Annotated in this window: 26 protein-coding genes and 2 pseudogenes; 8 read left to right on the forward strand and 20 right to left on the reverse strand. The window is 72.6% G+C overall.

Features of this window, described 5'->3' with window-relative positions:
- Positions 1-11 precede the first annotated feature (11 nt).
- Entirely contained in the window at positions 12-170 is a 159-nt protein-coding gene (locus tag I6J71_RS33495) for a hypothetical protein (RefSeq protein WP_204090505.1), read from the reverse strand.
- Between the two features lie 17 nt (positions 171-187).
- On the opposite strand from I6J71_RS33495, the gene I6J71_RS33500 reads away from it, so the two are divergent.
- Positions 188-925 carry an MBL fold metallo-hydrolase gene (locus I6J71_RS33500; protein ID WP_204090506.1) on the forward strand — a complete coding sequence of 246 codons (738 nt, stop codon included), beginning with the start codon at positions 188-190 and terminating at the stop codon, positions 923-925.
- Here the strand turns inward: I6J71_RS33500 and I6J71_RS33505 are convergent.
- The 5 genes and pseudogenes from I6J71_RS33505 to hisD form a co-directional block, all read right to left on the reverse strand.
- Positions 922-1,683 (reverse strand): annotated as a pseudogene (locus I6J71_RS33505) (leucine zipper domain-containing protein). The gene I6J71_RS33500 and the pseudogene I6J71_RS33505 sit on opposite strands and share 4 nt — an antisense overlap.
- A 125-nt stretch (positions 1,684-1,808) precedes the next feature.
- Complete coding sequence (locus tag I6J71_RS50000) at positions 1,809-1,934, reverse strand: hypothetical protein (protein ID WP_255570063.1); 126 nt, start codon at positions 1,932-1,934, stop codon at positions 1,809-1,811.
- Between the two features lie 201 nt (positions 1,935-2,135).
- Positions 2,136-2,735 (reverse strand): imidazoleglycerol-phosphate dehydratase HisB, encoded by a 600-nt coding sequence (hisB, locus tag I6J71_RS33510; RefSeq protein ID WP_204090507.1) that lies wholly within the window; start codon positions 2,733-2,735, stop codon positions 2,136-2,138.
- A gap of 73 nt (positions 2,736-2,808) precedes the next feature.
- On the reverse strand, positions 2,809-3,921 hold the full coding sequence (locus I6J71_RS33515; protein WP_204090508.1) for a histidinol-phosphate transaminase: 1,113 nt from the start codon (positions 3,919-3,921) through the stop codon (positions 2,809-2,811).
- A complete protein-coding gene (gene hisD / locus I6J71_RS33520) occupies positions 3,918-5,243 on the reverse strand; it encodes a histidinol dehydrogenase (RefSeq protein ID WP_204090509.1) in 1,326 nt (441 codons plus the stop codon). The genes I6J71_RS33515 and hisD overlap by 4 nt, the downstream gene beginning before the upstream one ends.
- Before the next feature lie 84 nt (positions 5,244-5,327).
- Here hisD and I6J71_RS33525 point away from each other — a divergent pair, with 84 nt between their 5' ends.
- The gene (locus I6J71_RS33525; protein WP_204097367.1) at positions 5,328-6,122 is read left to right on the forward strand and encodes a carbon-nitrogen hydrolase family protein; all 795 of its coding nucleotides are present in this window, start codon (positions 5,328-5,330) and stop codon (positions 6,120-6,122) included.
- 350 nt (positions 6,123-6,472) lie between these two features.
- On the opposite strand, the pseudogene I6J71_RS33530 reads toward I6J71_RS33525, so the two are convergent.
- The 3 genes and pseudogenes from I6J71_RS33530 to eccB form a co-directional block, all read right to left on the reverse strand.
- A pseudogene (locus I6J71_RS33530) lies at positions 6,473-7,112 on the reverse strand (response regulator).
- Position 7,113: 1 nt separating this feature from the next.
- The gene (locus I6J71_RS33535) at positions 7,114-7,803 is read right to left on the reverse strand and encodes a response regulator transcription factor (RefSeq protein WP_204090510.1); all 690 of its coding nucleotides are present in this window, start codon (positions 7,801-7,803) and stop codon (positions 7,114-7,116) included.
- Positions 7,800-9,053: a type VII secretion protein EccB gene (eccB, locus tag I6J71_RS33540; RefSeq protein ID WP_239154069.1), complete on the reverse strand. Its 1,254-nt coding sequence runs from the start codon at positions 9,051-9,053 to the stop codon at positions 7,800-7,802. Before eccB ends, I6J71_RS33535 begins: the two co-directional genes overlap by 4 nt.
- A gap of 546 nt (positions 9,054-9,599) precedes the next feature.
- On the opposite strand from eccB, the gene I6J71_RS33545 reads away from it, so the two are divergent.
- From I6J71_RS33545 to I6J71_RS33555, 3 genes are all read left to right on the forward strand, one after another.
- Positions 9,600-10,301: a GNAT family N-acetyltransferase gene (locus I6J71_RS33545; RefSeq protein ID WP_204090511.1), complete on the forward strand. Its 702-nt coding sequence runs from the start codon at positions 9,600-9,602 to the stop codon at positions 10,299-10,301.
- A 4-nt stretch (positions 10,302-10,305) separates the two neighbouring features.
- The gene (locus I6J71_RS33550; RefSeq protein ID WP_204090512.1) at positions 10,306-10,818 is read left to right on the forward strand and encodes a class I SAM-dependent methyltransferase; all 513 of its coding nucleotides are present in this window, start codon (positions 10,306-10,308) and stop codon (positions 10,816-10,818) included.
- A gap of 399 nt (positions 10,819-11,217) precedes the next feature.
- Complete coding sequence (locus tag I6J71_RS33555) at positions 11,218-11,700, forward strand: nucleotidyltransferase domain-containing protein (protein WP_204090513.1); 483 nt, start codon at positions 11,218-11,220, stop codon at positions 11,698-11,700.
- On the opposite strand, the gene I6J71_RS33560 is transcribed toward I6J71_RS33555, so the two are convergent.
- Positions 11,697-13,163, reverse strand: a complete 1,467-nt coding sequence (locus I6J71_RS33560; RefSeq protein WP_204090514.1) for a class I adenylate-forming enzyme family protein — start codon at positions 13,161-13,163, stop codon at positions 11,697-11,699. The genes I6J71_RS33555 and I6J71_RS33560 overlap by 4 nt on opposite strands.
- A gap of 9 nt (positions 13,164-13,172) precedes the next feature.
- Positions 13,173-13,442 carry a hypothetical protein gene (locus I6J71_RS33565; RefSeq protein WP_204090515.1) on the reverse strand — a complete coding sequence of 90 codons (270 nt, stop codon included), beginning with the start codon at positions 13,440-13,442 and terminating at the stop codon, positions 13,173-13,175.
- A 104-nt stretch (positions 13,443-13,546) separates the two neighbouring features.
- Between I6J71_RS33565 and I6J71_RS33570 the strand changes: the two genes are divergently transcribed.
- Complete coding sequence (locus tag I6J71_RS33570) at positions 13,547-13,807, forward strand: hypothetical protein (RefSeq protein WP_204090516.1); 261 nt, start codon at positions 13,547-13,549, stop codon at positions 13,805-13,807.
- Between the two features lie 291 nt (positions 13,808-14,098).
- Here I6J71_RS33570 and I6J71_RS33575 read toward each other — a convergent pair whose 3' ends face one another.
- The 5 genes from I6J71_RS33575 to nadA form a co-directional block, all read right to left on the reverse strand.
- The gene (locus I6J71_RS33575) at positions 14,099-15,136 is read right to left on the reverse strand and encodes a S8 family serine peptidase (protein WP_239154070.1); all 1,038 of its coding nucleotides are present in this window, start codon (positions 15,134-15,136) and stop codon (positions 14,099-14,101) included.
- A complete protein-coding gene (locus I6J71_RS49210; protein ID WP_239154071.1) occupies positions 15,109-15,276 on the reverse strand; it encodes a hypothetical protein in 168 nt (55 codons plus the stop codon). Before I6J71_RS49210 ends, I6J71_RS33575 begins: the two co-directional genes overlap by 28 nt.
- 72 nt (positions 15,277-15,348) lie before the next feature.
- On the reverse strand, positions 15,349-16,248 hold the full coding sequence (nadC, locus tag I6J71_RS33580) for a carboxylating nicotinate-nucleotide diphosphorylase (RefSeq protein WP_204090517.1): 900 nt from the start codon (positions 16,246-16,248) through the stop codon (positions 15,349-15,351).
- Positions 16,245-17,885, reverse strand: a complete 1,641-nt coding sequence (locus I6J71_RS33585; RefSeq protein ID WP_204090518.1) for an L-aspartate oxidase — start codon at positions 17,883-17,885, stop codon at positions 16,245-16,247. The genes nadC and I6J71_RS33585 overlap by 4 nt, the downstream gene beginning before the upstream one ends.
- Complete coding sequence (nadA, locus tag I6J71_RS33590) at positions 17,882-18,892, reverse strand: quinolinate synthase NadA (RefSeq protein WP_204090519.1); 1,011 nt, start codon at positions 18,890-18,892, stop codon at positions 17,882-17,884. The genes I6J71_RS33585 and nadA overlap by 4 nt, the downstream gene beginning before the upstream one ends.
- 113 nt (positions 18,893-19,005) lie before the next feature.
- On the opposite strand from nadA, the gene I6J71_RS33595 reads away from it, so the two are divergent.
- Positions 19,006-19,641 carry an NUDIX domain-containing protein gene (locus I6J71_RS33595; protein WP_204090520.1) on the forward strand — a complete coding sequence of 212 codons (636 nt, stop codon included), beginning with the start codon at positions 19,006-19,008 and terminating at the stop codon, positions 19,639-19,641.
- Between the two features lie 39 nt (positions 19,642-19,680).
- Complete coding sequence (locus I6J71_RS33600; RefSeq protein WP_204090521.1) at positions 19,681-20,403, forward strand: LON peptidase substrate-binding domain-containing protein; 723 nt, start codon at positions 19,681-19,683, stop codon at positions 20,401-20,403.
- Here the strand turns inward: I6J71_RS33600 and I6J71_RS33605 are convergent.
- The 4 genes from I6J71_RS33605 to bioD all read right to left on the reverse strand — a co-directional run bounded on the left by I6J71_RS33605 (position 20,400) and on the right by bioD (position 23,091).
- On the reverse strand, positions 20,400-21,005 hold the full coding sequence (locus tag I6J71_RS33605; RefSeq protein WP_204090522.1) for a DUF2567 domain-containing protein: 606 nt from the start codon (positions 21,003-21,005) through the stop codon (positions 20,400-20,402). The two genes, I6J71_RS33600 and I6J71_RS33605, sit on opposite strands and share 4 nt — an antisense overlap.
- A gap of 56 nt (positions 21,006-21,061) precedes the next feature.
- A complete protein-coding gene (locus tag I6J71_RS33610; protein ID WP_204090523.1) occupies positions 21,062-21,268 on the reverse strand; it encodes a hypothetical protein in 207 nt (68 codons plus the stop codon).
- Entirely contained in the window at positions 21,255-22,286 is a 1,032-nt protein-coding gene (gene bioB / locus I6J71_RS33615; RefSeq protein WP_204090524.1) for a biotin synthase BioB, read from the reverse strand. Before bioB ends, I6J71_RS33610 begins: the two co-directional genes overlap by 14 nt.
- An 85-nt stretch (positions 22,287-22,371) precedes the next feature.
- The gene (bioD, locus tag I6J71_RS33620) at positions 22,372-23,091 is read right to left on the reverse strand and encodes a dethiobiotin synthase (protein WP_239155508.1); all 720 of its coding nucleotides are present in this window, start codon (positions 23,089-23,091) and stop codon (positions 22,372-22,374) included.
- Positions 23,092-23,109: the final 18 nt, after the last annotated feature.

Raw genomic sequence — 23,109 nt, forward strand, 5'->3', positions numbered from 1 at the left:
TGCCGTCCGGTTCAGCTGACGAGCCAGACGACGGCGCCGCCGATCGCCAGCAGCGCCGCGAGGCCCAGGACGACGGCGATGAACTTGGCCGTCTTCCACGTCGAGTAGACGCCGCCGGCCAGGAAGCCGCCGAGGGCCAGCAGCAGGATGGCGATCACCTCTTTGCTCACGGGGGTTAGCGTGCCACATGGCCTTCACCCTGACGGTACTGGGCAACGCCACCCCGTACCCCCGCCCGGGCAACCCGTGCTCCGGCTACCTGGTCAGACACGGCAGCACCAACATCTGGGTCGACGCCGGTCCCGGCACGCTCGCCGCGCTGCAGGAGCACACGAGCCCCGACGAGCTCGACGCCGTGTGGGTCTCGCACCTGCACGCCGACCACGTGGCTGACCTGCTGCCCGCCGTGTACGCCCTGCTCTTCGCCGACCTGCGGCCGCGCCGGCCGATCCCGCTGTACGGCCCACCTGGTACGGCCGCCCGGATCTCGGCGTTCCTGTCGAACACCGGCCGCGCACCCATCGAGCAGGCCTTCGCGGTCCACGAACTGCACGACGGCCACCGCGCTCGCATCGGCGACCTGCGCCTCACGTCCGTCTCGGTGGACCACGGCTTCCCCGCGTTCGGCCTGCGCATCACCGACGGCCGCCGCACCCTGGCCTACTCGGGCGACACCGGCCCCTGCCCTGCGCTGACCCGCCTGGCCGACGGCGCGGACCTGTTCCTGTGCGAAGCCGACGGCTCGGAACCGTCCACAGTGCACCTCACGCCCGCCGAGGCCGGCCGCGCCGCGGCGGGCGCCGCCCGGCTCGTCCTCACGCACATGAGCCACACCGTCACCCCCCGCGACGCCGTCACGCAAGCCGCGACCCACTTCCCGGGCCCGGTCGCGTACGCGACGCCGCGCGCGGTGTTCGGCGTCTAGCTGTGATGTCTGGGTAGGTTGGTCAGCCTGCTGGTGGGTGGCCTGCGGTGGCGCTGTGGGGTCGGTGGCGATTGTCGGCGTGGAGCCAGGCGGGAAGAGCGGCTCGGCGTGGGGATGCTGGGTTGAAAGTCGGCGTAGGCCCAGCCGTCGGCCAGGGTGCGATGGCAGCGCTCGATCTTGCCGTTGGTCTGGCGCCGGTGGGCCGGGTGCGCTTGTGGGTGATTCCCAGGGTGGCGCGAGTGTCGCGCCAGGCGAACGAACGGTGGCAGGCGCCGATGTCGGACAGAACGCGTTCGACGGTGTCGCCGGGGTGGGCGAACCAGGTGACCGCGCGGTGCGACACACCGACGAGCCCGGGTACTCGTGCTCATCGCGGCGGAGACGTTCGCCCGTGACCCGGTCGATGTGGCTGAGCCGGTTGATCCGGCAACGGATCAGCACCGCGTGCACGGTCGACGCGGGCACGCCGAGCCGGCCGGGCATCTGCACCGGTTCGAGACGTGTGCGCCACCGCAACCGAACTATCTCCCCCGGTGATCTGCTCGGACGTCGTGGCCGGGCTGCGATGCGGCCGTGAGGAGTGGCCGGCCGTCCTGGCAGCCCCTTCGGTCCGGTATCGGTTCGCCCACTTCGCAGCCGTGCGAGGTGAAACCGTGAACACCTTCGCGGCCATGGAACTAAGCCCCCGCCTTGATCGACGACAACCCGCGAAGGCTCGCACGCGCACGCGGGGTCAACGCCGCGTTGGCGTGGGACACGAAGGCCTCCGGATCTTGGTGAAGCGGTTCCTCAACAGCTCCACTTCACAACCGGAGGCCTTCGCCTGTCTCAACGACAGGCCCCAAGTCACCTCAATCTCGAACAACGTCCCTGGACCTCACAGCTAGAGCACGCCCTCCGTCGACGGGATGCCGCCCGCGCGCGGGTCGGGTTCGGTCGTGGCGCGCAGGACGGGGCCCCCACCAGCGACCACAGGTGCGGCGCCTTCCGCGACGCCGGGCGAACGCACGCGGTCGACGATGCCAGGGCGACACGGCGCGGCGCCACGAAGCACGCGATGCGCCCGGACGAACGCGACCGCCGACGCGGGTACAACACAACGCGGCACACGGCAGCGTGAGGCCGGCCGCTACCGGCCAACCAGCCGCGAAGCCACAGACGCGACACCGTGCCGGAAGAGCAACACCTCCGCCGGCACGAGCCCCGGCGTCTAGAGCACGCCCTTCGTCGACGGGATGCCGCCCGCGCGCGGGTCGGGTTCGGTCGCGGCGCGCAGAGCGCGGGCGACGGCCTTGTACTCCGCCTCCGCGATGTGGTGCGGGTCGCGGCCGTGGATCACGCGGACGTGCAGCGCGATCTGCGCGTGGAACGACAGGGAGTCGAACACGTGGCGCGTCAGGACGAACGGGTAGTTGTTGCCGATCGTGAACGTGTTGAACTGCTCGGGCTCGCCGACGTGGACGCAGTACGGGCGGCCCGAAACGTCGATGGCGGCGTGGGCGAGCGTCTCGTCCATGGGGATCCAGGCGTCGCCGAAGCGGCGGATGCCGCTCTTGTCGCCGAGGGCCTGGCGCAGCGCCTGGCCCAGGACGATGGCGGTGTCCTCGACGGTGTGGTGGGCGTCGATGTGGATGTCGCCCGTGGCTTCGACCTTGAGGTCCAGCGAGCCGTGCACGCCGAAGGCCGTGAGCATGTGGTCGTAGAACGGCACACCCGTGGAGATCTCGACCTGGCCCGTGCCGTCGAGGTCCAGCTGGACCAGGATCGACGACTCCTTGGTCGTGCGCTCCACCTTGCCGATGCGAGTCATGCGCCCACCTCGCCGACGCTCGGTGCGCCGTTACCCGAAGGCGCGGTGTCGAATGATTCGCTCGCAGGCTCGCTCATCGCGGTACTTCCTTACTGGCCTCGAGGAAGGCGTCGTTCTCTTCCGGGGTACCGATGGTCACGCGCAGGTGGCCTTCGATGCCGACGTCGCGGATCAGGACGCCGTTGTCCAGGTAGGACTGCCACGTGGCCTTCGCGTCGGCGAACTGTCCGAAGAGGATGAAGTTCGCGTCGCTCGGCACGGGCGTGAAACCCAGGCCCAGCAAGGCTTCCACGACGCGATCGCGTTCGGCGGCGAGCTTCTGCACGGTGCCGAGCGTCGCGTCGGCGTGGCGCAGCGCGGCGCGCGCGGCGGCCTGCGTGAGCTTGGACAGGTGGTAGGGCAGCCGAACGAGCTGCAGCGCGTCGACGATCGCCGGAGCGGCCGCCAGGTAGCCGAGCCGCCCACCCGCAAAGGCGAACGCCTTGCTCATCGTGCGCGACACGATCAGCTTCGCCGGGTACTCCTCGATCAGCCCGACCGCGCTGGGCTGCGACGAGAATTCGGCGTACGCCTCGTCCACCACGACGATGCCCGGCGCCGCGTCGAGGATCCCGCGCAGCTGGTCGAACGGGATCGACCCGCCGGTCGGGTTGTTCGGGCTGGTCACGAACACGACGTCCGGGCGCCGCTCGGCCACCAGCTCCGCGGCGCGGGCCGTGTCGAGCGTGAAGTCGGGCCGGCGCGGCACCGGCACCCAGTCCGTGCGCGTGCCGGAGGAGATGATCGGGTGCATCGAGTACGACGGCTCGAAGCCGAGCGCGCTGCGGCCCGGCCCGCCGAACGCCTGCAGGGTCTGCTGCAGGATCTCGTTGGACCCGTTGGCCGCCCACACGTTCGCCTCGGACAGCACGACCCGCGTCGACACCGTGAGGTAGTCGGCGAGGTCCGTGCGCAGCGCGACGGCGTCGCGGTCCGGGTAGCGGTGCAGCGAAGCGGCTTCGGTTCGCACGGCTTCCGCCACGTCGGCCACCAGCTCGGGCGGCGGCGGGTAGGGGTTCTCGTTGGTGTTGAGCCGCACGGGCACGTCGAGCTGCGGCGCGCCGTAGGGGCTCTTGCCGCGCAGGTCCTCGCGCAGCGGCAGGGCGTCGAGCGTCACCTCGGCGCCCGGCACGGCCTGGTCGGTCATCGGGTCTCCCCCGCGAATCGGGCGGTCACGGCCTCGCCGTGGGCGGGCAGGTCCTCGGCGTCGGCCAGCGCGACGACGCGGCCGGCGACCTCGCGCAGCGCGTCCTGGCTGTAGTCGACGACGTGGATGCCCTTGAGGAAGCTCTGCACCGACAGGCCCGACGAGTGCCGGGCGAAGCCGCCCGTGGGCAGCACGTGGTTGGAGCCGGCGCAGTAGTCGCCGAGCGAGACCGGCGCGTACGCCCCGACGAACACCGCCCCGGCGTTGCGCACCCGCGCGGCGACCTCCCGGGCGTTCGCCGTCTGGATCTCGAGGTGCTCGGCGGCGTAGGCGTCCACGACCCGGAGCCCGTCGTCCACAGTGGACACCAGGATGACTCCCGACTGCGTCCCGCTCAGCGCCTGCGTCACGCGCTCCGAGTGCTTCGTCGCGGCGACGCGCCCGGTGAGGTCTTTCTCGACGGCGTCGGCAAGCTCCTCGGACGTGGTCACGAGCACGCTGGCCGCGAGCGGGTCGTGCTCGGCCTGGCTGATGAGGTCGGCCGCCACGTGGACCGGGTCGGCCGTCTCGTCGGCGAGGATCGCGATCTCCGTGGGGCCGGCCTCGGAGTCGATGCCGATCACGCCCCGGACCAGGCGCTTCGCGGCGGTGAGGTAGATGTTGCCCGGACCGGTGACGATGTCCACGGGCGCGAGCTCGGCGCCATCGGTGTCCGTGCCGCCGTACGCGAGCAGCGCCACGGCCTGCGCACCGCCGACAGCCCACACCTCGTCGACGCCCAGCAGAGCGGCGGCCGCGAGGATCGTCGGGTGCGGCAGGCCGCCGAACGCCACCTGCGGTGGCGAGCAGACCACCAGCGAGCGGACGCCCGCGAGCTGCGCCGGCACCACGTTCATGACCACCGTCGACGGGTACACCGCCAGCCCGCCCGGCGCGTACAACCCGACGCGGTCCACCGGCACCCAGCGCTCCGTGACCGTGCCACCGGGGACCACCTGCGTGGTCACGTCCTGGCGGCGCTGATCGGCGTGCACCTTCCGGGCGCGCGCGATCGACTCCTCGAGCGCGGCGCGGACCTGCGGGTCGAGCGCGTCGAGGGCTTTCGTCAGCTCCGCCGCGGGGACGCGCACGGACTGCGGGCGGACCTTGTCGAACTGCTCGGTGTACTCGAGCACCGCCGCCACCCCGCGGTCGCGAACCGCCTCGACCACCGGCCGAACGTGATGCAGGGCCGCGTCCACGTCGTATTCGGCGCGCGGCAGCGCGGCTCGCAGTTCGGCGACGGTCGGGACCTGCCCACGCAGGTCGGTGCGGTTCAGCATGGTCACCAGGGTACGAGGTGGCTCCGCACGCCCTGGCAGGGATACTCGGTGGTGACCTGCTGTCCCACGATGAGGGAGGACGCTGTGCCGCGGATCGCGTTGGTCCAGCTCAACTCGGGCGACGATGCGGAGGAGAACCTGAAACTCGTTCGCGCCGGTGTCGAAGCCGCTGCCGCGGACGGGGCGCGCATCGTGGTCTTCCCAGAGGCGACGATGGCGCGGTTCGGGCGGCCGCTCGGGCCGGTGGCGCAGCCCCTGGACGGGCCGTGGGCGTCGGCGGTGGCGGCGATCGCGGACGAGCACGGGGTGCTGGTGGTGGCGGGGATGTTCACGCCGGCCCCGGACGGCCGGGTGCGGAACACCTTGGTGATCACCGGCCTCGGGGTGTCGCTCGGGTACGACAAGATCCACCTGTACGACGCGTTCGGCTTCGCCGAGTCGGACACGGTGGCGCCTGGGGACGCGCCCGTGACGTTCGAGGTCGAGGGGACCGTGTTCGGGGTCGCGACGTGTTACGACGTGCGGTTCCCGGAGTTGTTCCGGCGGTTGGCGGACGACGGCGCGGATGTGGTGCTGATGCCCACTTCGTGGGGGGCTGGGGAAGGGAAGCTCGACCAGTGGCGGGTGCTGGTGCGGGCGCGCGCGTTGGATTCCGGGTGCTGGGTCGTGGGGTGTGGGCAGGCTGATCCGGCGGCTTCGGGGATCGAGGTGAATCCGAAGGCGCCGACGGGGATCGGGCATTCGCTGGTTGCTGATGGGTTCGGGCGGGTGCTGGTGGAGTTGGGCGCTGAGCCGGAGACGGTTGTGGTGGAGGTGGATCCCGCGGTGGCGGGGAAGGCGAGGGGGGCGACGGGGGCGTTGGGTAATCGGCGGTTGTGACGGGGTTGTGAGGGGGTCGTGCGCGGGGATTGTTGAGGTTTTGCGCACGGTGTGTCGGGGATGTCGCGGGGAGTGGTGCGGTCCTCGCAGGGGGTGTGGGGTTTTCGCGAGGTGTGAGGCGGTCCTCGTAGGGGCGTGTTGCGGTTGTCGCAGGAAATGGTGCCGTCCTCGCAGGGCTGTTGCGTGGGAGTGCACCCCGAAGCCGGATCGTAAAGAAGGCTTCGGAACGGGGTGCAGGGCGGGGGCTGGGTGCAGGTGAGCTCTGTGCGCGTCTGTTGCGTTGTGCAGGTGAGGGGAGCGGTCGGCTCGCCTTCGCGGGTGGCCGCCGCGTGGGCTGGTGTGAGTGCGCGTTAGCGGAGTAGGCCTTCGCGGATGGCGGCACTTACGACGCCGACGCGGCGGCGTTCGCCCGGTTTTGTCGCGGACGCGGTCGGGGTAGGAGCGGACGGTGCGGACGCTGATGTTGAGGATTTCGGCGACGTCCACGTCGCGTTCGCCGACGGCGACGAGGGGCAGGACCTGCTTTTCGCGTTCGGAGAGGACGATCTTGGGGCCGGCGTGGCCATCGTCGCTGTCCTGGATGATCAGGTCGGCCAGGGTGGGTGAGACGTAGGCGTTGTCCTGGGCGATGGTGCGGATGGCGCGCGACAGCTCGTCTCCGTCGACGTCCTTGGCCAGGAAGCCCTTGGCGCCCGTTTGCATGGCGCCGAGGACTTCCGGTTGTTCGGCGTGGGCGGAGACCACGAGCACCTTGTGGCCCAGGTATCCGACTTCCAGGACGGCGGCCGCGTCCTGGACGCCGCGGAGCTTGAGGTCGAGCACGACGACGCTGCCCGGGGGCTGGTCTTGCACGGCGAAGCGGGCGACGGAGTCGGCGACGGCGCCGAGTTCGACGTAGGGGGCTTCGGTGAGCACGCGGGCGACGGCGTCGCGGTAGAGGGGGTGGTCTTCGATCACCCCGACGTGGATCGGGTCAACAGCCGCGCTCATTTCAGGACCCGCCCACGAGGCCCCGGCGGATGGCCTCCTTGACCAGCCCCGGGCGGCGGCGTTCACCCGTCTTGTCGCGGATGCGGTCGAGGTAGCCGCGCACGGTGCGGACGCCGATGTCGAGGATGCGGGCGATGTCGATGTCCCGCTCGCCCGCCGCGACCAGCCGTAGCACCTGCTCCTCGCGCGGGGAGAGCGCCATCTCGGGCCGTGCGACCGGCCGCTCGGTGTTGTCCGTGATGATCATCCCGGCGACCACCGCCGACACGTAGGAACCGCCCTCGGCGACGGCGCGGATCGCGATCAGCAGCTCGTCGACGTCGACGTCCTTGGACAGGAAACCCTTGGCGCCGGCCGAGATCGCGGCCAGCACCTGTTCCGATTCGGCCTGCGCGGAGACCACGAGCACGTGGTGCCCGAGCTCGCAGACTTCCAGCACGGCGGCCGCGCCCGCGACGCCCGGCAACCCCAGGTCGAGCAGCACCACCGACCCCGGCGGCTGCCGCTCGACGTGGAAGCGGGCCACGGAGTCCGCCACCGCGCCCAGTTCGACGTCCGGGGCCTCGGCGAGCACGCGCTCCACCGACCGCCGGTACAGCGGGTGGTCCTCGATCACCGCCACCCGGATCCGCGCGGACTCCGTCTCCCCCGTGCTGGGCCGTTCCTCTGTCATGTACACCGACTCGCTCATCCCGTTCCACCCGACGGCACCGGCTGCCCGGCCGTGGCCGGGTCCAGCGCCGGACCCGTCGGCACCAGTGCCAGAAGACCGCTCGCAAGCGCCTGCCTGGCCACGGAACCGTAACCGAGCGAAGCGAGCGCCGGAGCGGTCGCGATCGGATAATTTCGCCCCAGGTCCGTGACCAGGTAGGTCGTGCCGGAACCGGTGTCGCAAACCAGGGCGCCGCCCGAGGGCGGCACGTACACCTCGTCGGCCACGCGGGCGTCGCGGTGGCTCGTGACCGGCAACGCGCACCCGCCCGGCGGCACCGGCACTGCGGCGCAGACGAACACTTCGCCGCCCTGCGCGCACAGGGTCACCGACGAGCCGGTGGCCGGCGCCTTGCCCGGGACCCGGTCCGGGTACGCGGCGAGATCGGCGCCGCCGGCACGCGAGGGCGCCACCTTGCGCACAGAAGCGACGTCGGCCGCACGTACGCGCTCCGGCGCGGCGTTGCCGTCGTACGCGGCGTCGTTGGCGGATGTGGTGACGAGCAGGCTCGCCTCGGTCTGGCCGACGGGCTCGAGGCCGTCGCCGCGCACGAGGTAGTACAACGTGGCGTCGCCCGCGCTTGCCATCACGTCGACCACCGCGAGGACCTCGCCGACGCGTGTGTCCGCCGGGTCGACGCGCGGCCCTGGCCCGCCCGCGCCGGGCACGGGGAGCTCGCCGAGGTCGCGTCCGGCGGGCACGGTGTCGAGCCAGCGGGACGACACCGCGATCGTCGGGTAGCTGCCGAACTGCAGCGCGGCCGTGGCCTCGTCGCCGAGCCGGTAGCGGCGGCCGTCGGCGAGCAGGTAACGCTCGCCGCCCCGCACCCGGACGATCACGCCCGAGCCGCGCGGCAGCCGCGTCCCCGCGGCGGGCGTGCCGAGCAGCACGGCCACGAGCGGTTCGGCCGACGCGGGCGCGTCCTGCGTCGTGCGGCTGCAGCTCGTCCACGGCGCGGCCACGAGCGCGCCGGCGGCGGGCAGCGAGTCGGGGGCGGCGGAGATGCCGATCTCCGTGCCACGCGGAGCTTTGCCCAGGTCTTCGGAGGAGACGGAGACGGTCGCGTCGCCGTTGCCATCCGCGAGCAGCCGCGCCGACGCGTAGTTGAGCACCGGGTGCACCGCGCCGTCGGCGCCGAGCACGAAGCGCGCGCCCGTGCCCTCCTCGACGATCACGTGCCCGCCGGCGAGCCAGTCCTTGCCACCCGAGGGGCTGAGCAGGCCGATCACGCCGAACAGATTCCGCTTCGAGGGCTTTTCAGGGCCCCACAACGATGGACTGGAAGGGGGACGCCCTCCATGGAGTTCGGTAGGGACTGTCTGTCGCCTGGCGGGGCTGTCGGGGGTACGGCGGGCCGTCTGGAGTACTGACGAGGCGATTTGGAGCGCGACGGGGCTGTCCGTCGCCCGCGTGCGGCAGGGCCACGCCTCGCCCGGCGAGGCGATCTGGGGCGCGACGGGACCATCCATCGCCTGGGTGCGGCAGGGCCGCGCGTCGCCCGGCGAGGCCATCTGGGGAGCGACGGACGCCGCCCATCGCCCGGCGGGGCCGCCCGGGCTGCGGCGGGGCCGTCTACGTCGGCACTCCGGCGCCGGCGCGTCCGCGGATCCCCCGGTCGCGCCGAGCTGCGGCGTGCGGTGCTCGGCCGCGCCGTCGGCGGCCACGCGCCCGACGGCCACCCCCGAATGCCGAAGGCCGCCGCGTCCGATTGGCCCTCCGGGTGTGGCGTGAATCGGCCCTTCTGGGGGCGTTCCGGTCGCCTTAGGGTCGAGCGCATGAGCCTCGACCTCGCCGTCGCCAATGCCGCCGCGTTCTGGACCGCCCTCGCCGAGAGCCGGGGTCACGCGCTGACCACGCGGCCGGGATTCGTGTGCGTGCACGGCAGCGAACGCAGCGGGATGCGGATCGTGCTGCGCTCGGCCACGCCGAGCGCGGACGACGTCGCCGAACTCACCGAGCTGGCGAAGAACGGGACGACCGTGGTCGTGGAGGACGCCTACGGTTGCGTCGACCTGGAGCCGCTCGGGTTGAGCGCGCGGCAGCTGCCCGTGATGACGCGCACGGGGCCCGGCTTCGGCGCCGGCGACGTCGTGCTCGCCGACACGCCGGACCTGCTCGCGGCGGTGGAGGACGTGGTCGTGCACGGGTTCCCGCTCGGGCGCCACCAGCCCTACGTCCGCGGCGAGGTGTTCCCGCCCGGCCTGCTGGAGCGCGACGACCTCTCCGCGCGGCTGCTCCTTCGCGACGGCGAACCGGCGGGCGCGTGCCTCGTCGTGCGCGGTGGTGGGGCCGTCGGGCTGTACTGGGTCACGACGGCGCCGGCGTTCCGCTCCCGCGGGATCGGCCGGGCGTTGATGCACGCCGTGCTGTCCGAAGTGGACGGCGAGGTGGTCACGCTCACCGCCTCGAAACTGGGCAAACCGCTGTACGACGCGCTGGAGTTCACCACCGTCGCGATGGCCTCGTGGTGGGCGTAGCGGCATGACGGCGGGCAGCGCGTTCTGGATCGCCGCCGTGCGGGCTCGCGAATCCGAGCGCGCCGACCGGCTCTTCGACGACCCCTTCGCCCGGGAGCTGGCGGGCGAGCGCGGGTTACGGCAGGTCGTGCTGCACGGCGCCGGGCTGGACACGCGCACGTACCGGCTCGACCTCCCGACCGACGCCGACTGGTACGAAATGGGCCGTGCGAAAGTCTTCGCCGCCAAGGAACCCGTTCTCGCCGTGGCCGCAGCCCGGTGCCGGCGCCACCCGGTCGTGGCCGACCTCGCGGCCGACCGGGCCACGCCCTTGCGCGACACCGGGTTCACACCCGGTGCGCCAACGCTCTGGCTCGCCGAGAACTGCTGCACGCCGCGGGGAACTACGCGTCGGTGCGGGACCTCCGAGCGGCGCGTGCGGAACGCGGCCCTCGACTCGAGCCCGTGCGCGGCGAAGATCGGAAGGCGGGTTCAGGTATGGCGAACACGACGCGCTTCGAGAACGCGAAGGTTTTAGGAATTTCCGCCGGCATGATCGATCAGGACGCGAACGCCTGCCTCGTGCAGGACACTGCTCATCGTCCGGGTGATGATCACGTTCACGTTCGCGACGTGCTTGAATGGCCCGCTCGCGTCCTGGTTGATGACCTTTCACAGGACCCGCCCCCGCTGAACGCATCAACTCACTCGTTGCCGAAAATCCGGGTCTGTTTGCTGCGGCAGCTGGGCTACTCTGACGTTCTTCGCCTCGTTACCAGTCCCGACCACGCGGCGGTGCTTGAAAGCGATGTCACCGAGCTCCTGACCCCAGCGGCCGCGAGCCGCGATTGGATCAAGCAGACTGCGGGCGTCCGACAATCCGTTGCCACGCGTTATTTCCGTGCGACGTCCGGGCCGGTTCGGCACACTGCACCCCATGCTCACCGCCAAGACCGCCCTGGACGTCCTGGCCCGCCTGCGCTCGGCCGGCTGCCGCGTTTGGCTGGCCGGCGGCTGGGGCGTCGACGCGCTCCTGGGCCGCCAGACGCGTGACCACTCCGACCTCGACCTCCTCCACCGCGTCGACGAGGAACCCACTGTCCTCGCCGCCCTGGCCGGCTTCGCCGAAGCCGAGGACCTCCGCCCGGTCCGCTTCGTCCTCACCCGCCCCGACGGCGCGTCCCTCGACCTGCACCCCCTGCACTTCGCCCCGGACGGCTCCGCCACCCAGGCCGCCGACAACACCGGCGGGACTTTCGACTACCCCGCGGACTGCTTCGTCACGGGCACCATCGAAGGCGTGACGGTGCCGTGCTTGTCGGTCACGCAGCAGCTGCTGTTCCACCAGGGTTACGAACCGCGCGCCCACGACATCGCGGACGTCGAGGCTCTTCACACAGCGCTCGGCCGGTCGCGCTAGCCGATCAACCCCAGCAGCGCTGCCTTGTCCGGTTTTCCCGACGGTGCAACAGGAACCTCGTCGATCACCGTCACCGAAGCCGCGGCCTCGCCCACGAAGGAAGCCACCACCGCGCCCAACGCCACCACATCCGCGCTCCGCCCCGGCGCCGCGACGACGAACGCGCGCGCGGCCTCGCCGGTGTCCGCGTGGGGAGCGGCCACGACATAGGCCTGATCCACGTCCGGGTGTTCCGCCAACGCCCGCTCGATCGGCCCGGTGTAGTGGATCACCGCGTTCACGATCACCACGTCCCGCGTCCGGCCGGTCAAGAACAGGAAACCGGCGTCGTCCACCCACCCGAGGTCCTGCGTGCGGACCCACCCGTCCTGCAGCACGGAAGCAGTCTGCGAGGGATTGCGCCAGTACTCGGTGAAGACACCGGGCGCGCGCACGAAGATCTCGCCCGGCGAACCCGCCGGCAGCAAAGCACCCGACGCAGAACGCACTGAGATCTCCACGCCGGCGCACGGGCGGCCCACCGAGCCCAGGGCATCGGGGAACGCAGCCACGTCAGCCGGCGTCAGGACGGTCAGCTTCCCCGCCTCCGTCTGGCCGTACGCCTGCTGCATCCCGGGCCCCACGCGGGAAAACGCCTCCGCCATCAGGCCCGGCGCGACGGGCGAACCGGCCACTACCAGCATGCGCACACCGCTCAGATCAACGGCGGAAGTGCGCAGCACGTCCAGGATCCGGTACAGCCGCGGGACGGTCGTCAACGCGGCCGTGATGTCCAGGCGCGGCAGGATCCACGGGAAGTCCGGCAGGTCCTCCGGGATCACCACCGTGCCGCCCGCGAGCAGGCACGAACGCAGGTGCGTGATCATCACCGCGCTCGTCAGGGTGCCGAACAGGAGGAACCGCCGGTAGCGCGCGGCCAGGTCCGCAGCGCTCTCCTCCGGGCGGTGCTCCACCCCCTGCGCCGTCAGCGCGGCGAAGGAGTACGCGACGCCCTTCGGCACGCCCGTGCTGCCGCTGGTGAAGACCACCCAGCCGGGGTCGTCCGGCCGTCCGCAGGGCACCGGCTCCTCGAACACCTCGAGCAACGACGGTTCGATCCGCAGGAGCTTCGCGCCCGCCGCGGTCGCGCGCAGTTGCGGGGTTTCGGAAGCCGCGTCGACCACCACGGCCGCCAGATCGCCCACGACTTCGCGCAGATGCGCGACCGGCAGGCCGGCCCGGATCCCCACCGCGCGGCACCCCAGCACCTGCGCGGCGATCAGCGCGGCCCACCCCTCGGGCGTCACGGCGGTGGCCAGGCCGACGCCGTCCCCGCGCGCAACCCCCGCGCCCCGCAGCGCGGCGGTGAACCGGCCGATCAGGTCGAACACTTCGGCGCGCGTGACCTGCCGTGGGCCGTGCTCGAACGCGACCGCGTCCGGATCCTGGGTGAGCGCGTCGAGCACTGCCTGCGGGTAGACCATCACCCCGTCTTACCGCAGAGTTCTCAGAAATCGGTCAGAACGCAGCGACACCTTCACCCCCGAAGCCACCACCACGAGGAGGCCCGCCGCCGCGGCGAGCGCCCAGAACTCCGGGCGAACGATCGGCTGCCCGCGCGGCGCCTGCCACGTCACCAGCGCCGGCAGGCCCGTATAGCCGAGGGTCGCGGTCCAGACCAGGCGCCGGCGCACGATGTCCGAAGAAAGCGCCGGGTAGTGCCGCGCCAGTACCGCCAGCGCGAGCGCGACGAGCGGGATCACCTGGATCACGTGGATACCGACGAAGTGCGAGATCCGCAGGTCGCCGCCGGCGGTGCTCCCCCCCGAGCAGCGGCAGCCCCGGCCCGCCGTCGGCGAGGCCGACGGTGCGGCCGCCGATCACCGGCGGCTTCCCGCCTGCCGCGAGCATCGCCTGCTGCGCCGGCGTCGGCGAGAACACCAGCAGTGCCAGTCCCATGCCGACGGCCGCCACCGCTGTCCCCCAGCACAGCGCCGACGCAAGCGACCGATCCGGCAGCTTCTGGCACAGCAGGAGCACCACCACCACCACCACCGCCGCCGTCGCGCCCCGCGCCGGCGGCGGGGTGGCGATCATCGGGTCGACGCGGTGTGTCGAGAACCGCTGACCGCGCACCGGTTTTCTTCTCCTCTATCCGGCGGAAACCGGTGACCGTGACCCCCGTCGCGGCGGCGAGGACCACACCGCCCACGGCGAGGGCCACGAGGCGAAGCTCGCTGCCGGAGAGGCGCGGCGACCGGAGCCGTCGACAGGCGAGGTCGCCGAATCGCCGGGCCTCGCGGTGGTCGCCATCGGCGTGGCTTCGTCGAACGGAACGTTCAGCACCGCAGGCGGAAGCCGGCTCGCCAGACTCCCCGTCATCGATGCCCAAGCAGGTTCGCCGAAAGAACGCCGGGCACTACCAACGATGCCGTGCACGCAATTCCGCGCGCCTACGGCGTGAACCGCGACGCCTTCCGGCGCCGCCGGCCGCGGCGGAAGGCGACGGCCGAGACCCCGTCGCGGCGGCGAGGACCACGCCGCCCACGGCGAGGAAGCCAGCGGCGAGGTGCACCGGAGACGCGGGTGGCGCGGGGGCCGCAACCACGGCAGGCAGAGCCAGCGGCGCGGCCGAACCACCCGGCACCGCAACGGAAGCGGGCAAAGTCGAGGACACGGCGGCATAAGCGTCGACCACGCCGCAGCCCCGCCGGGTGTAGCGGGTGCCCGAGGGCGGAGGGGACGCCGTGAGGGTCAGCCGGGTCACCACCTGGTCGCCGGTCAGCGACGGGTGGGCGGCGCGCACGAGAGCCGCGACGCCGGCGACGTAGGCGGCAGCCGGCGACGGATCCGTCACGGGCCAGCAGTGGGCAACGGCGCCGCCCCCGCCTGCGAAGGTGCTGACCAGGTTGGCGCCCGGAGCGGAAATGCCAAGGTAGTCACCGGCCTCCGTCTGGACGGGAGCGCCGGCCTCGCTGGTCGAGCCGACGGCCAGCACGCCGGGCGACGCGGTGGGGTAGGTGTGCGCGTCCTGCTGCGTCGCGGCGGCAGCGGAGACGACGACCGCACCGCGGGAGCGCGCGCGGGAAACGGCGGAAGCCAGGGCCGGGCTGTCCGCCACCGCGGGCACGGCCACGAGGATCACGCCGGCACCGCGGTCGACCGCCGTGTCCACGGCGCCAGCCAGCGCGCCCGGGTCACCGCAGTCGGAGCCGTCCACGTACCGCAACGCGAGCAGCTTCGCGTCCGGCGCCACGCCCGTGAACGTCGTTTCTTCCGACGGCTGCGCGCCGACGATCCCCGCGGCGATCGCGCCGCGGCCGTCGCAGTCGGAGGTGCCGCCACCGAGGACCTGGCCGAGCGCGAACTGACCGTTCTGCGCGTCGACACCCGTGCCGATCACGGCGACGAGCTGATCGTCGCCACGCGTCAGGGGCCACAGGCGTTGCGGGTCCACCAGCCGCTGCCCCACGGCACCGCACCGGTGTAGGTGCCGGACGGGTTCGCGCACGCCCCCACCGCGCTCGCGGACCCGCCGGCGACGGGCACACCCACCGCCGCGAGCGCGGCCGCGGCGATGACGGCTCGCCACCTCACCGCGGCACCCTCCCGGGGAATCTCGCTGTCCGACAACGGGATTCTAGTCGAGCGGGCGCCGCGGCAACAGGTTCAGCGCAGGTCCATCCCGAGGTCCAAAGCGGGCGAAGAGTGCGTCAACGCGCCCACCGACAGGAAGTCCACACCGGACTCGGCGTAGGCCCTACCACGGTCGAGGGTCAGTCCACCAGAGGATTCCAGCCGCGTTTTCGGCGAAACCGTGTCCCGCCGCGTCACGGCCTCGGCGCACTGCGCGGGCGTGAAGTTGTCCAGCAGCACCTCGTCCGCGCCCGCGGCGAGCGCCTCCTCCAGCTGTGCCAGATCGTCGACCTCGACCTCGCACGGCAGCTCCGGCGCGTGCTCGCGCGCCGCCGCCAGCGCGGCCGTCACCGAGCCGGCCGCGACGACGTGGTTGTCCTTGATCAGCACGGCGTCACCGAGGCCCATGCGGTGGTTCACGCCGCCGCCGCAGCGCACCGCGTACTTCTCCAGCAGCCGCAAGCCCGGCGTCGTCTTGCGGGAGTCGCGGATCGCAGCGCCCGTACCCTCCACCTCGGACACCCACTCGGCCGTCGCCGTCGCGATGCCCGAGAGCCGGCACACGAGGTTCAGCGCCGTCCGCTCGGCCGTCAGCAGCCCCCGCACGGGGCCGCGCACCACGAGAGCGGGCTCCCCCGCCGCGAGCCGCGAACCGTCCGGCTTCGACGAAACGACCTCGTAATCGGAGCCCAGCACCGCGTCGAACACCGCGAGCATCACGGGCAGGCCGGCGACGACCCCGGGCGAGCGCGGCGTCAGCTCCGCGACGGCCCGCGCCGACGCCGGCACCGTCGACGCGGTGGTGGCGTCGGGCCCGTACCGCAGGTCCTCTTCGAGCGCCGTGGTCACCACGCGCCGGACATCGGCCACCTCGAGCCCGGCCGCGACCAGCGCGTGCTCGACGGCCTCGGAAAACGGGTAGAGCTCGGTCATGCCACATCCTCCAGGGTGATCGGGTCGGCCAGCACCGGCTGACCGGAGAGACTGAGGCGGATCAGCTGGCTGCGCCGCCAGTGTCCGGAACGCTCGGGGAAGTCGGTCCGCACGTGGCACCCGCGCGATTCGGTGCGCCGCTGGGCGGCCGCCAGCAACGCCTGCGCCACCACGGTGAGCGCCGCGTCCTCCACGGCGGCGTGCGTCCACAACGGACTGTCCTTGGTAGACAGATCGAGCACGGAACCCGCCGCCGCCAGCCCGTCGGCGTCGCGGCCGATCGCCGCGTAGCGGCTCATCACGCGCTGCAGTGCGTCGCGCTCGGCTGCCGGCGCCGACGTTTGCGACGGCAACCGGCCGCGCGACGGGTCGGGCAGCAGCCCGGCCGCGAGGTCCGCCGCCACGGCGCCGGCCACGCGGTGCCCGACCACGAGCCCTTCGAGCAAGCTGTTGGAGGCCAGCCGGTTCGCGCCGTGCAGCCCGGTGCGCGCCACCTCGCCGGCGGCGTACAGCCCGGTCACGCTCGAGCGTCCGTCCACAGTGGTCACCACGCCGCCGCACGCGAAGTGCGCCGCGGGGGTCACCGGGATCGCATCGACGGCCGGGTCGATCCGCAGCGCCGCGCACGCCGCGTGGACGGTCGGGAACCGCTTCGCGAAGCCGGCGATCCCGGTGGCATCGAGGAACACGTGGTCGCCGACCCCGCCCGGTGCCAGCGCCACGCGCCTCGTGATCGCGGCCGACACGACGTCGCGCGGCGCCAGGTCGCCCAGCGGGTGCACACCCGCCATCACCGGCGCACCCGCGCCGTCGACGAGCGTGGCCCCCTCGCCGCGCACGGCCTCGGTGACCAGCGGGCACCGCCCGCGCGCGCCGGGGGTGTAGAGCACGGTGGGGTGGAACTGCACGAACTCGACGTCGGCCACTGTCGCCCCGGCCCGCAGCGCCAGCGCCAGGCCGTCGCCCGTCGCGATCTCCGGGTTCGACGTCGCCTGGTACAGCTGCCCGAACCCGCCGCTGGCCAGCAGCACGGCCGATGCGCGCACCACACCGGGCACGCCGTCGCGGTCGAGTACCGTCACGCCCGCCACCTCACCGGCGGGCGTGCGCAGCGCGTCGACCGCGATGTGGTGCTGCAGCACGGGTACGCGCCGGTCGCCCGCCTGCGCCACGAGGGTGCGCTCGACCTCGGCGCCGGTCGCGTCGCCGCCCGCGTGGATCACGCGGAACGCGCTGTGCCCGCCCTCGCGCGTGCGCGCCAGTCCCTCGGCACCCGGGTCGAACCGCGCCCCACCGGCGCGCAGCCGCTCGACGGCGGCCGGGCCGCCGGCGATGATCGACCGCGCGGCGTCCTCGTCGCACAGGCCGGCGCCTGCGGTGAAGGTGTCCTCGGCGTGCTTCGCGACGGAGTCGTCGAGGTCGTGGTCGCTCTCCAGGACGACCGCGACCCCGCCCTGGGCCCAGCGCGTGTTGCCGTCGGACACGGCCGCCTTGGTCACCACGAGCACGTGGAGGCCGAGCTCCTGCGCCCGCAGCGCGGCCGTCAGCCCGGCCACCCCGCTGCCCACCACGACGAGGTCCGCCCGGGCTTCCCACACCGGTGTTTTCGCCTCAGCGGCGTTAACCGGCGCGGTCATTCGCCGCCGCCGGGCTGCCCGATTTCGATCATCCGCTGCACCGAAGCGCGCGCCCGGGCGGCCGTGTCGGCGTCCACGTGGACCTCGTCGGCGCCCTCGCGCAGGCTCCGCAGCAGCGCGGCCGGCGTGATCATCTTCATGTACCGGCACGACGCGCGGTCGTTCACGGCGCGGAAGTCGATCTCCGGCGCGGCCTTGCGCAGCTGGTGGATCATGCCGATCTCCGTGGCCACGAGCACCGAGCGGGCTTTCGTGTCGCGCGCCGCGTGCACCATGTCACCGGTGGAGAGGATCTTCACGCGCTCCGGCGCAACCGCACCCTCGCCCGCGAGGTAGAGCGCCGATGTCGCGCACCCGCACTCGGGGTGGATGAACAGGTCGGCGTCGGGGTTCGCCGCCGCGCGCTCGGCCAGCTCGGCGCCGTTGATCCCGGCGTGGACGTGGCACTCGCCGGCCCACACGCGCAGGTTCTCCCGACCCAGCGTGCGCTTCACGTGCGCGCCGAGGAACTGGTCCGGGAGGAAGAGAACCTCCTGGTCGGCGGGGATCGAAGCCACCACGTCGACGGCGTTGGACGACGTGCAGCAGATGTCCGTCTCGGCCTTCACCTCGGCCGTGGTGTTCACGTACGACACCACCACCGCGCCCGGGTGCTCGGCCTTCCAGGCCCGCAGCTCGGCGCCGGTGATGGAGTCGGCGAGCGAGCAGCCGGCCCGCGCGTCGGGGATCAGCACCGTCTTCTCCGGCGCCAGGATCTTCGCCGTCTCGGCCATGAAGTGCACGCCGCAGAAGACGATCGTGGAGGCGTCGCTGCTCGCCGCGATGCGGCTCAGCGCCAGGGAGTCGCCCGTGAAATCGGCGATGTCCTGGATCTCGGGGACCTGGTAGTTGTGCGCCAGCAGCACCGCGTCGCGCTTGCGCGCGAGCTCGCGAACCTCCTCCGCCCAGTCCGCGTTCGCCGCCACCCCGCCGTAGGGGGTCAGGTCCTGCTCAACCGTGGAAGTCATGTCTGGCCCTCCTGGACCGTGGACGGGTTTTCGCCTTATAATCGAAAACCGTGCGCAGTCATCTTAACACCCAGGCCCCCTTGGCCCACGAGGTTCTGTGTGCCGTCCTGCAAGTGCGCTCGGACACACTGCGGGTGCTCCTGTGGCGCCGCGCGCTCGACCCGCACCTCGGCCGGTGGTCACTCCCCGGCGGCCGGCTGCGCCCCGACGAGGACGTCGAAACGTCCATCCGCCGCCAGCTCGCCGAGAAGGTTGACGTGCGCCAGCTCAAGCACGTGGAGCAGCTCGCGGTGTTCAGCGCACCCGACCGCGTGCCGGGCCCGCGGGTGGTGGCCACGGCGTTCCTGGGCCTGGTGCCCTCGGACGTCGACCCCGAAGTCCCGGAGGACACGCAGTGGCACGACGTGACCGCGCTGCCGCGCACCGCGTTCGACCACGAGGCGATCGTGCTGCGCGCCCGCGATCGGCTGCGCTCGAAACTCAGCTACACCAACCTCGGTTTCGCGCTGGCGCCCGAACAGTTCACGATCTCGGCGCTGCGCGGGCTGTACTCCGCCGCGCTCGGTTACCGGGTGTCGGCCACCAACCTGCAGCGCGTGCTGGCCCGCCGCGGACTGCTCGTGCCCACCGGGCACACGGCCTCCCCCGGCCGTGCCGGCGGCCGCCCCGCGGCGCTGTTCTCCTTCGCGGGCAAAGGGATGCAGGTCACTGACCCCTTCGCGGTGCTCAAGCCGCCGCCCGCAGGTTGACGGACTGCGAGCGCGCGCCGCTACCCGTACGGTGGACGCGTGACCGAGCCGGACCAGGAGCAGAACCCCAGTGGGACAGCGACACTGCCGTTGTTCCCGCTGCAGACTGTGCTGCTGCCCGGCACGCACCTCCCGCTGCACATCTTCGAACCGCGCTACCGCCAGCTGACCGCCGACCTCGTGGGCGGCGCGGTGCCGGGGCGCGAATTCGGTGTGGTCGCGTTGCGGGCACCGCTCGTCCGGGAGGTTCGCGGTCTAGACCATGTGCACGACGTGGGCTGCAGCACCGTGCTGCGCGAGGCGAAGCGGCTGCCCGACGGCCGCTACGACGTGGTCACCAAGGCCGCCCGCCGCTTCCGCCTGCGTGAGCTGGACTGCACCTCGGCGCCGTACCTCATCGGCGTCGTCGACTGGCTGCCGGACGACCCCGTGCCGGCCGCCGCGGCCGAGACCGGCCAGCGGCTCGGCGACGTCGCCCGCGCCGCTCACCGCCGCTACTGCGAGGCCGCCTGGCACGCCGACGACTGGCAGACGCCCGGCGAGGAGGCCGACCTCACCGAACTCGCCTACCAGCTCGCCGCCGACTGCCTGCTGCCCTTGGAAGACCGTCAGCACCTGCTCGAGGAGACGCACCCCTTGCGGCGGCTGCGGATCATCTGCCGCCTGCTCACCCGGGAGGCGTGGTTCCTCGAGACGCTCAGCGCCGTACCGCTGCCCCCGACGGAGCTCGCGGACTACTCGAAACCGGCGAACCTGAACTAACCGAGCCGGCGCCCGAGGTCCTCACGGCCGTTCCACGCCGTTAGCAGCGCGTACACCAGCGCCGTCATCAGCGGCGCGGCAAGCCAGATCCAGCCGGACTCCAGCCGGGGTGCCTCCGCGATGACGGCGCCCAGTGCGGGCGGCGTGTCGATCGCGTACTTCGCGTTCACGAAGGCCACGCCGACCTGCGTGCCGAGCCAGCCCGCGAGCGCGGCACCACCCGCGGCGGCCAGGAACACGACCGGGCCACGGCGTTCGCGCAGCAGCCACACCACGATGCCGATCACCAGGCCCGTCGCGAGCGCCAGGAGGCCGTAGATGGCGAGGTCGTCGAAGCGGTGCCAACTTTCCAGCTCCAGCGGCACGCGCTGGCCGTCGGCCGTCACCACGCGCTCGCGCTGCGGCGGCGCCATCAGGGACCACAGCCAGCCGAGCGGGATGCCGAGCAATCCGGCGGTCGAGAGCACGCTGATGGCGGGCAGCAGGTCGGCCTTCACCACCACTGTGGGCCGCACCCGGTGGGGCGGGAAGAGGTTCGGCACCGACCACGCGTCGGCCACGGCGGACGACCGGTGTGCTGCCTTGCCCGCGGAATCGACCACCCCGGACTCCCTCCCTGCGCGTGTGCGGACCGAGCGTAACCGGTCAGCACCCGCGGTCAACCACTGGCGGTCTCCCCGTGCCGGCTGCACCGCGCGGTCCAGCCGACGGGCGTCACCTGCACGACCATGCGCCGGGCGCAGAACACGCAGTACCGGGGCGGTTCCAGCGCCGTGCGCGGGTTGTGGCACGCCGGGTGGTCGGCGCCGCCGGGCGAGGGCTGTCCACAGTGGACGCAGTAACCGGGTTCGTCAGAGGGTGTCACTGAGCGCCTTGACCGGCATCTTGAGCTCGTCGAGCATCTTCAGGTCCGCGCTCGCGGGCCGGCCGAGGTTGGTCAGGTAGTTGCCGACGATGATCGCGTTGATACCGCCCAGCATGCCCTGCTCGGCACCGAGGTCGCCCAGGGTGAGCTCGCGGCCGCCCGCGAAGCGCAGCATCGTGCGCGGCATCGCGAGCCGGAACGCGGCGACGGTGCGCAGCGCGTCCTTGCCCTCGACGATCTCGAAGTGCTCGTACGGCGTGCCCGGCTGCGGGATGAGGAAGTTCATCGGCACCTCGTGCGGGCTCAGCTCGGCGAGCTGCACGGCGAACTCCGCACGCTGCTCGACCGTCTCCCCCATACCGATGATGCCGCCGCAGCAGACCTCCATGCCGGCGTCGGCGACCATGCGCAGCGTGTCCCAGCGCTCTTCCCAGGAGTGCGTGGTGACGACCTCCGGGAAGTGCGAGCGCGCCGTCTCGAGGTTGTGGTTGTAGCGGTGCACGCCCATCTCGACCAGCTCGTCGACCTGCTCCTGGGTGAGCATGCCGAGCGAACACGCGATCTGGATGTCGTTGCCGTCGGCCCGGATCGCCTCGACGCCTTCGCGGACCTGCGAGAGCAGCCGCTTGTCCGGCCCGCGCACGGCGGCGACGATGCAGAACTCGGTGGCGCCCGTTTCGGCGGTCTGGCGCGCGGCCTTGACGAGGCCCGGGATGTCGAGCCATGCGGAGCGCACCGGCGACGGGAAGCGGCCCGACTGCGAGCAGAAGTGGCAGTCCTCCGGGCAGCCGCCGGTCTTGAGGCTGACGATGCCCTCGACCTCGACCTCCGGGCCGCACCAGCGCATGCGCACCTCGTGCGCGAGCTGCAGGGCCTCGGCGAGCCGTTCGTCGGGCAGCCGCAGCACGGCCAGCACCTGTTCCTCCGACAGCCCGACGCCGCGCTCGAGCACCTGTTCGCGGGCGACGGCGAGCACGTCGCCGGCGTCCTGGTCGAGCTTCCCCGGGGCTGCGGTCACGACGTCTCCTTCTCCTCGGCTGCCTGACACCGGTACGGGCCCGGCCATCGTCCCCCAGCGCGGGCCGCGCCGGGTGCGACTCCCGTCACTTCCCGACGGTCGCGCTCCCCGCGAACGACTCGGGGTCGAACTCCCCGCCGAACCACGGCGAGAGGCCGGACCGCGCGCGTTCGACGAACGTATCGCGCTCCACCGCGCCCAGCCCCTCGGGCAGCACCCCGAGCATGGGTGCGCCTGCCGCGTTCGGCAGGTCCTGAAGGTTCTCCACGGACGCGAGGTCCGGCTCGGCCGGCCACGCGCCGACCACCACACCCACGACGTTGAGCCCGCGGCGCGTGGCGACCTCGGCGGTGAGCGCCGTCGCGTTGAGCGTGCCGAGCCCGGGCTGGGCGACGACCACGACCGGGGCGCCCAGCGACCACGCCACTTCGGCGAGCCCGCTGCCCTGGGTGTCGAATCGGACGAGCAGGCCACCGGCGCCCTCGATGAGCGTGAGGTCGTGCGCGGCGTCGAGCTCGGCCGCCGCGGCCGCGATCTCGCCCGGGCCCAGCGTCGGCAGGCCGCTGCGCCGCGCCGCCGCCTCCGGCGACAGCGGGTCCGGGTAGCGGCGCAGCTCACGCGTGGTCACGTCCTTGCCGGCCAGCCGCACGATGTCGTCGAGATCACCGGCCTCGCCGGGTGCGACGCCGGTCTGCGCCGGTTTGAGCACCGCGACGCGCTGCCCCTGCTCGAGCGCCAGCGCCGCGATCGCCGCTGTGGTGATCGTCTTGCCGACGCCGGTTCCGGTCCCCGTCATCACCAGCATGGTCACGGGCCATCAACT

It is taken from the genome of Amycolatopsis sp. FDAARGOS 1241 (assembly GCF_016889705.1).
Classification (GTDB): Bacteria; Actinomycetota; Actinomycetes; order Mycobacteriales; family Pseudonocardiaceae; genus Amycolatopsis.

Bases quoted from the DNA above. Each gene is read 5' to 3' on its own strand.
- I6J71_RS33555 (WP_204090513.1), top strand. From the start codon at position 11,218: ATGCTCACCGCCAAGACCGCCCTGGACGTCCTGGCCCGCCTGCGCTCG.
- I6J71_RS33585 (WP_204090518.1), bottom strand. From the start codon at position 17,885: ATGACCGCGCCGGTTAACGCCGCTGAGGCGAAAACACCGGTGTGGGAA.
- hisB (WP_204090507.1), bottom strand. From the start codon at position 2,735: ATGACTCGCATCGGCAAGGTGGAGCGCACGACCAAGGAGTCGTCGATC.
- bioD (WP_239155508.1), bottom strand. From the start codon at position 23,091: ATGCTGGTGATGACGGGGACCGGAACCGGCGTCGGCAAGACGATCACC.
- I6J71_RS33535 (WP_204090510.1), bottom strand. From the start codon at position 7,803: ATGAGCGAGTCGGTGTACATGACAGAGGAACGGCCCAGCACGGGGGAG.
- I6J71_RS33545 (WP_204090511.1), top strand. From the start codon at position 9,600: ATGAGCCTCGACCTCGCCGTCGCCAATGCCGCCGCGTTCTGGACCGCC.
- I6J71_RS33500 (WP_204090506.1), top strand. From the start codon at position 188: ATGGCCTTCACCCTGACGGTACTGGGCAACGCCACCCCGTACCCCCGC.
- I6J71_RS33515 (WP_204090508.1), bottom strand. From the start codon at position 3,921: ATGACCGACCAGGCCGTGCCGGGCGCCGAGGTGACGCTCGACGCCCTG.
- hisD (WP_204090509.1), bottom strand. From the start codon at position 5,243: ATGCTGAACCGCACCGACCTGCGTGGGCAGGTCCCGACCGTCGCCGAA.
- I6J71_RS33560 (WP_204090514.1), bottom strand. From the start codon at position 13,163: ATGGTCTACCCGCAGGCAGTGCTCGACGCGCTCACCCAGGATCCGGAC.
- nadC (WP_204090517.1), bottom strand. From the start codon at position 16,248: ATGACCGAGCTCTACCCGTTTTCCGAGGCCGTCGAGCACGCGCTGGTC.
- I6J71_RS33550 (WP_204090512.1), top strand. From the start codon at position 10,306: ATGACGGCGGGCAGCGCGTTCTGGATCGCCGCCGTGCGGGCTCGCGAA.
- nadA (WP_204090519.1), bottom strand. From the start codon at position 18,892: ATGACTTCCACGGTTGAGCAGGACCTGACCCCCTACGGCGGGGTGGCG.